Below are 13,308 nucleotides of genomic sequence, written 5' to 3'. Positions count from 1 at the left end.
TTGTATAGGGTGAGCTTCTAAAATCTTAAGGAAAAGGTGAGGCAGAGGATATTCTGTTTTGCTGTATCTTAAGAAGAAGCAAAAACCGATACAGATCAAATCAAATAGAAATAAGTGTTCTTGGGATCCAGAATTTTTCTGGGTCCTTTTTTTATTTCGCATTCATTTCCCTAAAGCATGATAGACCAGTGGTGGTAAAGAAGTTAAACTGATTAATTTTCACTTTATAGAAGAATTTGACTTTTTTAGAAAACTGTATTACTCTTAGTATGACAGATTTCTGTTTGGTTATAAGCAATACAGATTGGAGGGGTAAAATGAATATTCATTTAGATCCAAGCAGTGAATTACAGCTCTATAAACAGTTAGCGAATCAGTTAATTGAGTTAATTGCTAAGGGAAAGCTAAAAAATGGTGACACATTACCTTCAGTTCGTTCAATGGCTGCGGATTTAGGGATTAATGTCAGCACGGTTAGTAAGAGCTATCATGAACTTGAAGAAAAAGGGTTAATCGAATTAAAGCCGAAAGCAAAGGCGATCATTATCGGTGGTCAAAAAAAAGAACTGGAAGAGACGGAAGTTGAAAAAGTAGAAAATGCATTAAAACCAATTATGGCAGAGGCCTATGCACGTGGTCTCGAAAAAGATCAGATGACAAGTTTGTTTCATCGAATTTTAAAACAATGGAAGTAGGGGAAATATGCTTTTTATATTAAGCATCTTTATCTTTGTAGGGGTACTGGAAACTTTAACTCCATATTTTGCGAGAAAAACAACTGTGTTTGGTGTGTCAATTCCAGAACCTTATGTGCAACATCAGCAATTACGTATATTTAAAAAACACTACAGCATAATGATCGGGAGCATAGCAGTTGCATTTCTTTTAGGCCAAATTTTACTACTTTTTACGTCCATTCAAGAAAACCAATTTGTTTTATTATCCTTTATCATGCTATATGTCGTGCTTCTCATATCAGCTGGACTTTATATGTTTTATCATATAAAAACAAAAAAACTGAAACAACAAGAAAATTGGGAAGCGCATGTAAAAACTGTTTATGTGATGGATTTATCTATACGGGATCGAGATGAAGTACTTTCACCTACATTTTTCGCATTACCAATTATTATCACGTTAGCATTGATTACCTTTACCTATATGAATTACAATGCCATCCCGGATGTATTTGCTACCCATTGGAATGCAGCGGGTGAAGTAGACGGTTGGACTGAAAAAACATGGCTATCAATTATTGAAATGCCACTTATTTTACTAGGGACACAAATTAGTTTTTTCATCATGAGTATAGGTATGAAAAGTGCCAAAATACAATTGAGCGCACAGGCGAAAGAAGCTTCAGCCAATAGAGAGCTTACACAGCGCAAATATGGCAGCTGGTATTTAGCGGCGATTAATTATAGTATGACCATTCTTCTTGTTGTTTTACATTACTCGACAGTGATTTTGAAAAATCAAACAGCTCCTTACTTCTTCCCGCTTTTTATCGTTTTTATGATCGTCTCTTTAGGGGGACTTACCCTCTTAATTTGGAAGTTAAGTAAAAGTAATGAGCGCTTTGATGATTTACATACAAACGAAACAGCTGCAGCCGATGATCGATATTGGAAATGGGGTATTGTTTACATCAATAAAAATGATCCTTCACTATTAGTACAAAAGAAATACGGTGTTGGTTGGACTGTGAATTTAGCGAATAAATGGAGTTATGTCATTTTACTTGTAATATTTTTGCCAATCTTATTAGTCATCTTCATATAGAAGGAGAGATTTTATGAAAAAACTTTTGTTTTTATGTTGCGCACTCTTATTATTAGCAGCATGCGCGGAGAAGGAAGACAATACAAAAGGTAAAGAGACAAAGGAGGACAATAAAATGAATGAACAGCTAGTAGGGAAATGGGAAGGAAATATCGAAACGCCAAACGGAGCACTTCCAATTATCGTTGATTTGCAGAAAGATAGTGGGACATTATCAGTACCAGCACAAGGCTTATCCAATTATCCATTTAAAAGCATTAAATACAATGGTGATCAAGTGAATGTTTCAATCAATTTAAATGGCTCGGCAGTTGAAATAAACGGAACATTAAAAGATGGGCAAATTGAAGCAACGTTTCAACAAAATGGTGGCAAATTCCCACTTATTTTAAAACCATTCAAAGAACAAGCACAACAACCAGTTACGTATGAAACGTTAAAGATTCCTGTTAAAGATGGTGAGTTAACAGTGGCTCTTCAAAAGACTAGCAAGGAGCCATCTCCAGTGGCACTTATTATAGCAGGCTCTGGACCAACTGATAAGGATGGAAATTCAGCAATAGCTGGTAAAAATGACAGCTTAAAAATGATTGCGGAAGGATTAGCAAAAGACGGTATTGCGACTGTTCGCTATGATAAACGTGGAATAGGCGATAATCAATCCCTTTTAACAAAGGAAGAGGATATCACGATCGACCAATACGTAGACGATGCTGTTCAAGTGATTAATACCCTGTTAGCCGATAAAGCATATTCAAGTATTCATATTATTGGACATAGCGAAGGTTCACTGATTGGTTTACTAGCAGCACAAAAAACAAAAGTAGAGTCCTTTGTTTCCATAGCAGGTGCTGGAAGACCAGCAGATGAAATTTTGTTAGAGCAATTAAAAGGTCAATTATCGCCAGCGCTTCTAAAAGAATCAACAGATGCTCTTGCATCCTTGAAAAAAGGCGAGCTAGTGAAGAACGTTTCTCCAGATTTACAATCACTCTTCCGTTCTTCCGTTCAACCGTATATGATTTCATGGTTAAAATATAACCCTGCAAGTGAGTTAGCAAAAGTGAATAGCCGAGTTTTAATTCTTCAAGGAACAACCGACTTACAAGTAGTTGCAACGGATGCGGAAGCCTTAAAGAAAGGTAAACCAGATGCCAAGCTTGTATATATGGACGGAATGAATCATGTGTTAAAAAATGCTCCAGCAGATCGCGCGAAAAATTTAGCGACGTATTCAGACCCATCATTATCACTTCATAAAGAATTGCTGCCAGCCATCCAGCAATTTATTCTAAATGAAAAGTAGAGGCTAATCGTCATGAATGCCATTGTTTGGATTATCATAATGATACCGTTCCTAATGTTTGCAATTGTTTTATCACAAGGAAAAGGTGCATTTTTAACTTCTTTCAGCAAATGTCTATTGTAGCGAAAGCTAAGCGTCAGCTACAGAAATCTCCCACCTCTATAGGTGTTGTGATGAATGCAATTTTAAGTCATTTTTCAGCGGGTGACCAAACATCCGCTGAAAGAAGTTAAAGCCTCCGGCGGATGTCACGGAATCGGAAAGGAGTCCTTTGTGCAAGCACAAAGCCGATTCCGGACGCAATTATGCCGAGGCATAATTGATTAGCGGGCTATAATACGATGTCCGACAGTGAGAAAGAGAAATATAACGAAAAAGCACTTGCTAAATTTATGGGCAAAGTGATGTATGGCTACTGTTTTTGTTTACTATTATGGGGACTAAATGAGCTATTTAAAACGGAATGGCTATTTATCATCGGGCTCGTTCTTTTTATAGGTCTTACTATTTTCGCACTTGTGTATACCAATACACGTAATCGCTTTAAAAAATAAGTTTATCTTCATTTATTAGCAAGGTGAACCGAGCGAATTGGGTAGATACTCGCACGAAATAGGGAAATACCCGCGGAAGGAAGACATTGCCTCCGGACATAATTATGCCGAGGCATAATTGATCAAAAAGAGTATGCTCAAATCAGAGCATACTCTTTTTTAGGACTTTTTATATAAATCATCTTTAATAGAGTGTAGACAGGTCGGTGAGACCGAGAGCGGACTGCTCATCGAACGCCTAATCAACCCCACGTTATGGTGATTGATGAGTATTATCTGTGTCCGACCGTGAGAAAGAAATAGCACTTGCCAAATCCGTTCCGCATAAACGCTCGGTGTTGTCATTAACTAAAGCGAAAAACTATATTATCTTCCTTATTTATATATAAATAGAAAATTCACTATTAATTCAAGTTATTTTTTATGGGTCGAATATATTATGGAGGCTGAACGAGCTATTTAGTGGTAATTATTCGTAGTCAATTCTCTTTATAGGACATACTTGTTTTTAACTTAATTCGTTCGTTACTACTTGGATAAATTCATCTCGAAATTGTGATTCAAAAATTGTAACCCCTTTCTCTTTGGAAAGTTGTTGTAACTTTTGAATCTTTGCTTCATCTTGCTCCATAAAGGCCATTTCTACATATTGTAAATCTTGCAAGATATGATGTATAAATGTATCCCCTTCTCTTTTGATATCTACAGCAATAAAGTCAAAAGATAAAAATGTTTTTGCAGGGATAATAATTTTATCAAACAGATAGTTTAAAGCTTTAAAAGGGACATAAGGAATACCTTTCTTATACTCATATTTTTCAATAATAGGTAAAACCACATCAATAAATCTTTGTATTTTTTCTATATCGTTAAGCTTTGTATCCTTCAAATCATACTTCTCGATAATCTGCTGTATTTTTTCATATTGATTTTGTTCTAACAGATGCTTCATATAGAGGAGCTCTTCTTTGAATTTAGATCGAACTTTTTTACTTAATTGTCGATGATCAATAACAGCGTATTCGATTTGCTCCCAGTCTATCTCTGGACCAAAATGCGGTCCTAAAAAATACTTAAGTTCTTCAAAATCGTTCACTTCGGTAACTCCCTTAATTAGTATTCTATTAATCGTGAAGTAAAACAAGAAAAATTTGGCCTAACCACTCATCGAACGTCGTCAGTAGAAGCCGTGTCAGGATGACACCCCTTTGTTTTTACTTAATTTCCAATAATTATTTATTTTACATAAAAAATCATTTTATAGAAACATATATTTTTATTTCATTTTTTTAAAAATAAAATGAACCTTTTGCAATCCCCGTTTGTATAGTCAGTGAACATATAAAAAGGGAGGGTTTATTTTGGAGCTTATTGTGAAGGATATTGTGAAAAAATATAATGGTGCAAACGTTTTGAATGGTGTGTCAGCCACATTTAAAATGGGCTATTGTTATTTATTATTAGGTCAGAATGGAGCAGGTAAATCTACATTATCAAAATGTATAGCTGGAGATGTAAAACCTGATGGTGGTTCCATTCTATTCAATGATTCGTCCCAATATGTGCATGAGCAAGTTGCGCTGCAGTACCAATTATTTTCGAGTTATCAGTATCTTAAAATTCGTGAAGTGATGGCTCTATTTACTACATTAACGAACAATAAAAATGATTTGGGAGAGCTCTATGAAATATTAGGATTACCGACTTATGACCACATATTATTGAAAAATGCGTCAGGGGGTCAGCGAAAAGCAGTATCAATCTACCTTTCTTTTTTATTAAATAAACCGATTATCATATTAGATGAGCCGTTTGCTGATTTAGATTTAACGAAGAAAAAGCAATTGATGTTTTACTTACAAGATGAAATTCGTCAACGTAACAAAATGATTATTATTATTAGTCATGAGGTGGCAGGGTTAGAACCGTTATTTGATTATGTAGCGATCTTAAAAGACGGGAAGCTTATTGAAAATAGCACACAAGATGAGCTATATCAAAAATACACAGAGGCAAAATTACCAGGAATTGAAGGTCTCTACTATGAAGTGACAGGTCAAATTTTAGGAGGAAGAGTGGGATGATGAAACAAATTGCACGAATTTATATGTTAGAAAGTATACGAAATGCAGGAATGTCTATCGGAAACTTATCGCCAGCCTTTATTTTTTTGATCATGTCAGTTATTTGTAAAAACATGATGTCCGGAGAAGCATTTGATTATTTAATTAAAGGTCAGTTTTTACCAGTTTCAATTTTAATGTTAATTTTCTCATTTGCATTTTCTAGCGCTACTATATATTTAGCAGATATGAAGGCTAATAAAACGTTCCAATGGGTACAACGAACAGGCGTGAAGCCACACACTTACTATATTGGTATGGGAATCGTTGTCTTTACATTATTAAATGTATTTTTAGTGTTACTTCTCATTGGTTATTCCTTCATCATTGATATTTCACTTTCATCTTACTTTATGATTATTTTGATTAGTAATTTTGTTTTACTGGCATTATATCCATTGAGTTTTATATTAGCAGGTCTATTTAAAAACGAGAAAGTAGCTCAAAGTATGTTAGTGCCGATTATGATTTTATTCATGTTTTCAGTAACGATGACAACGATGTTTTTAGCAATCGGGGGGAAAAACCCACATGATTATTATATTTTTCTAAGCTGGAATCCAATGCTTTATTTAAATGATAGTTTGCAAATGTACTTAAATTTAATCAATGAAACATGGCTTCCGCAATATCAATATTGTATAATTTTAGCAGTTATTAGCTTGATGCTAGCAGCCATCGCTAAAAAAGTATATACGAGTAAGTAGGTGATTTTATGGGAATTGGATTTATTGTATCTTTAATTGTAGTTGGGGTTTGGATGATTATTATTTTGGGAATCACAATCCCGATGGATAAAAAATATGTTGTTCGCGAAAATGGAAAAATTAATTATAAAAAAACAACCATTTATTTACGTTGGAATGTATTTGATACGTTAACGCTCGTTTTAGCCATTTATACAATACTTTGTGTGCAGGCATTAAATATACTTTTATTTTTAGGTAAAACAATCGAAAATCCATATGTGCAGTTTTTTACAAATCAATCGCAAGCATGGGTCATTGTAATAGTCCTATACTTAGTTTCACGTGTGTCCATGACATTGAAGTCCATTAAGGCTCATTGGGGGGATGAGCTAGATGATAAGTAATGAGGAGTGGATGGAGGCTTATAAAAACGGAGATGTCGAGGGCTTTGAACAGCTCTATAGTTGTTTATATGAGCCATTGTACTGCTTTTTATTTCGCTATACTCGTGAAGATCAGCTAAGCATTGATATTGTGCAAGATACGTTTGAGCGTTTACAATATATAAAAGAAGATTATGACCAGCAAAAGGGAACGGTTAAAGCCTTTTTATTTCAAATCGCTTATCGCTTAATGATTAATAAATTAAATCGGCGCAAAAAATGGCGCACGCTCTTCCCGTTTTTAGTGCCGACGTCAAGTCATCGTTTGTCTGCTGACGAGAAATTGACGATACAAGAAGCGATACTTCAATTACCCGAAAAGCAACGAGCTGTTATTTTGCTTGTTTATTATCATGATTTACCGCAGGAGGAAATTGCACAAATTTTGTCCATTCCACTTGGCACAGTTAAATCAAGGCTACATAATGCGATAAGGACTTTAAAGGAAGAGCTAAAGGAGGATTTCGATGCTTAAGGATGAATTTCAAAAGGAGCAATGGTTAAAAGACAGCTTAGATCAAGATAAAGTGGAGATTCCTAAGCAGCTAATGACATATAAGAAAAGTCGCTGGCAACGCTTTCTTCAATATTTAGCTTCACCAACGAAGGATCCGTTAGAGCCAATATGTACTTCTTCAGTTGGCTATACCTCTTTGAAAGTAGTGCCCATTGTTGCGGCTGTATTTATTACAATTCTCCAAATTTTATTGCAATAAATTTTATGACTTACGTTATAAATGACATTTGTAGCTGACGCTACCAAAAAAACATTTGCTGGAAGAAGTTAAATTTCTCACTGCCACAATCATTCGGTTGTGGTATTTTTAATGAATAAAATACTATTTATTGCCCATTTTAAGGAAATATTTAGATTAATTTGGAGGTAAATGCTTTGAGGGTTTTAAAAATGATTCCACAGCCAAATACGATAAAAGGTCAGCTTCATCGAACGCTTGTATGGATTACGTTTATTATTGGCCTATGTATTTTTATTCCAACGCTTTATATTGAATATCGACAAACCATTCAACATCAAAATGAAGAGATGACACATTATTTGGATACCCAAACATATTTTTTTGAAAGCTGGTTATCAGAGCGATCCAGTGATATACATACAATAGCTAATTTTGATTTTATAAAGGACTATAATTTTCAAAAATCGCAAGCTTTTTTTCAAGATTATAAAGAAAAAACAAATTTCACAGACTTAATATTCGTCAATAAAGAGGGCATCGTACAAGTTGATACAGTTACTGAATACAGTAAAAATGGTGTTAGCGTGGATGTAAATGACCGTAAGTATTTTCAAGTTGCTAAAAAAACGAAACAACCATACATAACAGATATTTTAATAAGTAAAGTTACAAAGCAGCCTATTATTGCATTTGCTTCACCGATTCTTAATGCACAGCAACAATTCAATGGTGTAGTTTTTGGCGCAGTAAATTTAGACACCATCGATCAACTGCTACAAGAATCGAGAGTAGGCTTTTTAGGTCATTCTTATATTATAGATCAAGAAGGTACTATGCTCTCTGAATTAAACAATAAACAACACCGATACTCTGGCAATTATTTAGTTGATGAGCATATCCTAAACGCAGCTTTAAAAAATAAAACAAGCGGGCTCGAGCTTTATAAAGACGCGAATAATAAGTGGGTTCTTGCTAAAAGTAAGCCTATAAATGGAGGGAAATGGTTTATCATATCAGAAATTGGTCTGTTAGAGGCCTATAAACCATTAATCAATCGATTTTTATGGATAACCATTTGTTTAATAGTAGGGTCATTTTTTTTGATTAAAATGATGTTACATCTCTCGAAAAGAATTGAAGAACCTATTCAGCAGCTTCTTACAGGTGTTAGAAAGGTAGAACAAGGTTTTTATGATTATCAAATAAATGAACAACAGCTAGCACCTTATGCGCAAGAATTTAAGGAGCTTTGTGCGTCCTTCAATGAAATGAGCAACAAGGTGAGGAAAGATACTATCTTACTGAAGGAATTATCGATTACCTGTCAGTTGACGAAGCTTTATAATCGTCGTTATTTGATTGAACAAGGGGAGCTTGTTTTTCAAAAATGTTTAGAAGAACAAAACCATTGTTCATGTATAGCGATTGACATTGATTTTTTCAAAAAGGTCAATGATACATATGGACATTTAATCGGTGATGAAGTACTAAAGCACGTCGCAAACATCATTACAAATTCTGTGCGAAGAATCGACATTGTTACAAGGTATGGGGGTGAGGAGTTTGTCATTTTATCCCCAAATACTACGCTAGAGAGTGCAGTGAAAATCGCGGAAAGAGTTCGGCAACATGTTGAAGATAACCCTTATTATGCGGATAATTTAGAGATTAATGTGACAGTGAGTATTGGTATCGCAGGATTTGGTCATTCTAATAACATTTCAACATTTTACGAGCTGCTTGAAAGTGCGGATCAAGCACTTTATATTGCTAAGGAAAGCGGTCGAAACCAACTTAGAGTATATGATAATACAGGTATAGTTGATGCAGGGCAAATACTTTAACTTCTTTCAGCATTGTTTTTTGTACCGAAAGCGAAGCGACAGGTACAGAAGTCTATCACCTCTAGGATGGTGAGCTGAATGCAGGTTTATGCTACTTTTCAGCGGGGACTAGCACCTACTGAAATAGAGGAACTCAGTCTAAGAACGCCACGTCCTGTGGCAACGACTGAGTGACCAACATCACGTTGGCCCAAAGCCTCCGGCGGATGTCAAGAAATCGGAAAGGAGTTCTTAAAGGGTGTTAGCCTAAAAATCATCCCATCCATGCGATAACGGCTAACTGACCTGCTTCGGTGCTGCTGCCGCTACGCTTTCGCGCAAAAAACATCTGCAGGCCCAAGCACAAAGCCGATTTCGGACGCAATTATGCCGAGGCATAATTGATAAGACTAAATTTGGAAAGTGGTATTTATATGAAGGAAATTATACTAAGTAAATTAAAAGAAATTGAAAATGAGTATCAAGTAAAAATTTTATCTGCTGTAGAATCGGGTAGTCGTGCTTGGGGATTTCCTTCTAAAGATAGTGATTATGACGTTCGTTTCATATACATACATCAACCTCAATGGTATCTTTCAATTGACCCTCAAGGAATTGGGGCTAAGAGGGATGTCATCGAAGTACCTATCAATGATTTATTAGATATTAGTGGTTGGGAAATAACAAAAGCATTAAGGCTATTCCGCAAAAGTAATCCACCTCTTTTAGAATGGTTACGAAGCAATATTATTTATGACCAACAATATTCATTTATTGACAATGTACGGTTACTGGAAAGAGAAGTTTTTTATCCAAATGCAAGCTTATATCACTATTTAAACATGGCTAAAAAAAATTATCGAGAGTATTTACAGAGCTCAGAAGTAAAGATAAAAAAATATTTCTATGTCCTCAGACCAATTTTAGCATGTAAATGGATCGAGAAAAACAATACGGTTCCACCAATTGATTTTCAGGAATTGTTAAATGCAATTATTACTGAGGGTCCTTTACAAACCGAAATTCAGCAACTTTTACAGAGAAAAATGGCTGGTGACGAACTAAATATGGAGCCACGAATTGAACGTATTAATGAGTATTTAGATAAAGAAATAGAGCATGTTGAAACATATTGTAAAAATCTCAACGTTAAAGTCGATGATCCTACACAAAAATTAGATACGTTATTTAGAAGTACATTGCGAGAAGTGTGGGGTCAATGGTGATAGAAATCTGAATAATTTTTAATTGTAAGGTCATACTAAAAAAGGTTTCACTTATGAAATCTATATTGATGAGGAGGATGGCACGAATGAGTAGGTTCGAACAACTAGACCCAAAATCTCAAAAAATCCACCGCAACTGGTCAAGGATTAAGCGTTCAAAATCTCAAGTAAATGGTGAAACGGAGATTACTCTCCATAACCGTATCTTGAGAAGTGAAGCAAAAGCCCGTCAGTTTTAATCAGCTAGAAAAGTAAGTGTCATCAAGCCCAGAAAATATTCTGGGTTTTTTTATTTTCTTAAAATTGGACAGTTTCGATGGAATAAACATAGCTTATCAACGTGGGATGATTTCAGTTCTGGCTGAGCACCTTCCTGGGGGCATCCAGTGAGCCGCTTCGATGCACTGCAAGGTCTCATCTGTGACGCTAATCTCCTAGCAAATATCATCCCTAATTTTTGATGATGAATCAAATGAAAAATATCGAACCCATTTATTAATTTATCTTCAATTATTTGTAATTAATCCGATATAGTCTTTAACACAAATTAAAGAGGGAGACAATTTTATTATGAAGATAACGTTCTATACTAATACGGTAAATTATCTTTAATCTAGGAATGCTCTCAAACTAATGATTAATCATAAAGGAGACTTAATGAATTTATGAAAGGTGAGGAGAATTTGACAGAAAAAATCAAAATTAGAGTTGCTTATCAAGAAGATGCTGAAGCTTTGTTGGAAATCCAGCAAGAAGTTTTAGCAGAAGAAGATTATTTAATTACTACAATAGATGAATTTCAGCGAACGATTGATGAGCAAAGAGAATGGATACAAGCGAAAATAACAAATGAACGAGAAACAATTTTTATCGCACAATATGAAGAAGAAATAGTTGGCTGGCTTATATTTCAATCGCCACAAAGAAAACGATTAGCACATACAGGTACTTTTGGCATGATGGTACTTAATAAATATCGTGGACTAGGAATTGGCAAACTTTTAATTGAAAAGCTACTAGAATGGGCAGAGCACAACCCTTATATTGAAAAGATTGGTCTTGGCGTATTTTCAACAAACGAAAGGGCTATTGCGCTCTATAAAAAGATGGGATTTGTTGAAGAAGGAAGAAAAATCAATGAAATAAAGCTACATGACAATGAATATATAGATGATGTTTTAATGTACAGGATGGTAGAAAAAATTTGAAGGGGAATATGCTGATATAAAAAAATATAATTTCACACAAGAATTGGCCAATCAAATTAATAATTATCAATCGATAGATGCTTTTTATACGAAAATCATGAAAACGGCGGAGCCTGCAAATATTGGCTTTATGTATATAGAGCCCGGTGGTGTTGTTGGGATGCATGAGGCGCCTGTACCACAGTTATTTATTGTGGTTCATGGTGAAGGATGGGTTTGTGGTGGGGATCAAGAGAAAGTATTCATAAAAACTGGAGAAGGTGTTCTTTGGCAAACAGGAGAAGCACATGAATCCAGGAGTGATTCAGGCTTAACAGCACTTGTCATCCAATCCGAGCAAATCAATCTTGCATAGAATACATAAAAAATGTGTAGCGGAGTAAGTTATTGCTCCGTTACACTAAGTTATTTTTAAGCAGAGTTTAACTGTTTCTAATATATGACCATCAAATAGCTCATCAAACTCCTCCAATTTCTTGAAGCCCTTCGCTTGATAAAAGATCATGCCAATCGTATTTTCCTTTTCTACACAAACTAACAGTGATGTTAAATCTGGAAGCATTTTGATTCCTTCCTGTAATAGGGCTGTACCAATTCCTTTGCCCTGAGTTTCGGGAAGTAAATATATTGAGTAAAGTTCTGCCTCACCAGCTACAACATTTGAAAAATTTGCAAAGCCTACTATTGATTCTTCAAGTATAGCAACTAAAAATGGACTTTTTTCTAAACGACTTAGTAATCGATCACTACTATAAGCAGCTTCTAAAAAACGATCTTGAATCTCATGTGGGATAATTCCTTCGTATGTTTGATGCCAACTTTTTTTGGCAATTTCTTGCACAAAAATGATGTCATTCTTTTGCATATGCCGTATAATTGATTTCAATACTTTTCACCGCAATTCCAATTTTTCTATTTATTGTAACATTAAATCATGCGAAGGGGGATGACTTCATGCAAGTTGTTGAAAAGGCATTTGGCTATATTACGAGAGAGCATGAGGGTCAGTTACAAGTGCTAGTATTTGAGCAAAATACAGAAGGAGCAGGAATTCAAATTCCTAAAGGCACGGTAGAGGAAGGGGAAACACCGCTAGAAGCAGTGACAAGAGAGATGTTTGAGGAGACAGGTTTATCCTATTTAGAAGTGAAGGGGTTAATTGCCCAGGATTATTTTAATCATCATTCAGGGCAATTACAAAAACGCTATTTTTATCATTTAACGACAAATGAAAAACGAGATTCTTGGAAGCATTGTCCGACAGGTGTTAATGAGGCAGGCTTAGAGTTTTCATTTTACTGGATAACAGATGAACAAGAAGTAACATTAGCAAAGGGCCATGGAGATTATTTATATCGAGTACTAGCCCGTGTGAACAATTGATTGTTAAACATAAACATTTACTAAGTACATTATGAACAAAACCGCGTTTCCATCAATCGGAAACGCGGTTGTT

At 35.1% G+C, this 13,308-nt stretch carries 16 protein-coding genes and 1 pseudogene; 15 read left to right on the top strand and 2 right to left on the bottom strand.

Annotation, left to right across the window (positions count from 1 at the left end; all coding sequences use genetic code 11):
* The first annotated feature begins 317 nt into the window (after nucleotides 1-317).
* From AC1DCY_RS02885 to AC1DCY_RS02870, 4 genes and pseudogenes are all read left to right on the top strand, one after another.
* Complete coding sequence (locus AC1DCY_RS02885) at nucleotides 318-695, top strand: GntR family transcriptional regulator (RefSeq protein ID WP_477347273.1); 378 nt, start codon at nucleotides 318-320, stop codon at nucleotides 693-695.
* A gap of 7 nt (nucleotides 696-702) precedes the next feature.
* Nucleotides 703-1,782 carry a DUF1648 domain-containing protein gene (locus tag AC1DCY_RS02880; protein ID WP_477347272.1) on the top strand — a complete coding sequence of 360 codons (1,080 nt, stop codon included), beginning with the start codon at nucleotides 703-705 and terminating at the stop codon, nucleotides 1,780-1,782.
* Nucleotides 1,783-1,795: 13 nt separating this feature from the next.
* Nucleotides 1,796-3,088 (top strand): alpha/beta hydrolase, encoded by a 1,293-nt coding sequence (locus AC1DCY_RS02875; RefSeq protein ID WP_477347270.1) that lies wholly within the window; start codon nucleotides 1,796-1,798, stop codon nucleotides 3,086-3,088.
* A 335-nt stretch (nucleotides 3,089-3,423) separates the two neighbouring features.
* Nucleotides 3,424-3,642: pseudogene (locus AC1DCY_RS02870) on the top strand (DUF3784 domain-containing protein); the annotation flags it as partial.
* Between the two features lie 508 nt (nucleotides 3,643-4,150).
* Here the strand turns inward: AC1DCY_RS02870 and AC1DCY_RS02865 are convergent.
* Nucleotides 4,151-4,738 carry a hypothetical protein gene (locus AC1DCY_RS02865; protein ID WP_477347268.1) on the bottom strand — a complete coding sequence of 196 codons (588 nt, stop codon included), beginning with the start codon at nucleotides 4,736-4,738 and terminating at the stop codon, nucleotides 4,151-4,153.
* 265 nt (nucleotides 4,739-5,003) lie between these two features.
* On the opposite strand from AC1DCY_RS02865, the gene AC1DCY_RS02860 reads away from it, so the two are divergent.
* From AC1DCY_RS02860 to AC1DCY_RS02815, 10 genes are all read left to right on the top strand, one after another.
* On the top strand, nucleotides 5,004-5,726 hold the full coding sequence (locus tag AC1DCY_RS02860) for an ATP-binding cassette domain-containing protein (protein ID WP_477347266.1): 723 nt from the start codon (nucleotides 5,004-5,006) through the stop codon (nucleotides 5,724-5,726).
* Nucleotides 5,723-6,472 (top strand): ABC transporter permease, encoded by a 750-nt coding sequence (locus AC1DCY_RS02855; protein ID WP_477347265.1) that lies wholly within the window; start codon nucleotides 5,723-5,725, stop codon nucleotides 6,470-6,472. The genes AC1DCY_RS02860 and AC1DCY_RS02855 overlap by 4 nt, the downstream gene beginning before the upstream one ends.
* Before the next feature lie 8 nt (nucleotides 6,473-6,480).
* Entirely contained in the window at nucleotides 6,481-6,858 is a 378-nt protein-coding gene (locus AC1DCY_RS02850) for a group-specific protein (RefSeq protein WP_477347263.1), read from the top strand.
* 10 nt (nucleotides 6,859-6,868) lie between these two features.
* The gene (locus AC1DCY_RS02845; protein WP_477347434.1) at nucleotides 6,869-7,372 is read left to right on the top strand and encodes an RNA polymerase sigma factor; all 504 of its coding nucleotides are present in this window, start codon (nucleotides 6,869-6,871) and stop codon (nucleotides 7,370-7,372) included.
* The gene (locus tag AC1DCY_RS02840; protein ID WP_477347262.1) at nucleotides 7,365-7,613 is read left to right on the top strand and encodes a hypothetical protein; all 249 of its coding nucleotides are present in this window, start codon (nucleotides 7,365-7,367) and stop codon (nucleotides 7,611-7,613) included. Before AC1DCY_RS02845 ends, AC1DCY_RS02840 begins: the two co-directional genes overlap by 8 nt.
* Nucleotides 7,614-7,789: 176 nt before the next feature.
* Nucleotides 7,790-9,439, top strand: coding sequence for a sensor domain-containing diguanylate cyclase (locus AC1DCY_RS02835; RefSeq protein WP_477347260.1), 1,650 nt, complete (start codon nucleotides 7,790-7,792; stop codon nucleotides 9,437-9,439).
* A 413-nt stretch (nucleotides 9,440-9,852) separates the two neighbouring features.
* Nucleotides 9,853-10,644, top strand: a complete 792-nt coding sequence (locus AC1DCY_RS02830) for a nucleotidyltransferase domain-containing protein (protein ID WP_477347258.1) — start codon at nucleotides 9,853-9,855, stop codon at nucleotides 10,642-10,644.
* Between the two features lie 86 nt (nucleotides 10,645-10,730).
* A complete protein-coding gene (locus AC1DCY_RS02825) occupies nucleotides 10,731-10,883 on the top strand; it encodes a YpzG family protein (RefSeq protein WP_082172689.1) in 153 nt (50 codons plus the stop codon).
* A 426-nt stretch (nucleotides 10,884-11,309) separates the two neighbouring features.
* Nucleotides 11,310-11,852 (top strand): N-acetyltransferase family protein, encoded by a 543-nt coding sequence (locus AC1DCY_RS02820; protein ID WP_477347255.1) that lies wholly within the window; start codon nucleotides 11,310-11,312, stop codon nucleotides 11,850-11,852.
* Nucleotides 11,853-11,895: 43 nt separating this feature from the next.
* Complete coding sequence (locus AC1DCY_RS02815; protein ID WP_477347253.1) at nucleotides 11,896-12,207, top strand: cupin domain-containing protein; 312 nt, start codon at nucleotides 11,896-11,898, stop codon at nucleotides 12,205-12,207.
* Between the two features lie 45 nt (nucleotides 12,208-12,252).
* On the opposite strand, the gene AC1DCY_RS02810 is transcribed toward AC1DCY_RS02815, so the two are convergent.
* On the bottom strand, nucleotides 12,253-12,738 hold the full coding sequence (locus AC1DCY_RS02810) for an N-acetyltransferase family protein (protein ID WP_477347251.1): 486 nt from the start codon (nucleotides 12,736-12,738) through the stop codon (nucleotides 12,253-12,255).
* Between the two features lie 68 nt (nucleotides 12,739-12,806).
* On the opposite strand from AC1DCY_RS02810, the gene AC1DCY_RS02805 reads away from it, so the two are divergent.
* Complete coding sequence (locus AC1DCY_RS02805; RefSeq protein WP_477347250.1) at nucleotides 12,807-13,235, top strand: NUDIX hydrolase; 429 nt, start codon at nucleotides 12,807-12,809, stop codon at nucleotides 13,233-13,235.
* Nucleotides 13,236-13,308 lie beyond the last annotated feature (73 nt).

It is taken from the genome of Lysinibacillus sp. 10T31, assembly GCF_056394365.1.
Note: the sequence above shows the minus strand (reverse complement) of the source record. Positions and strands in the feature narration are given on the sequence as shown.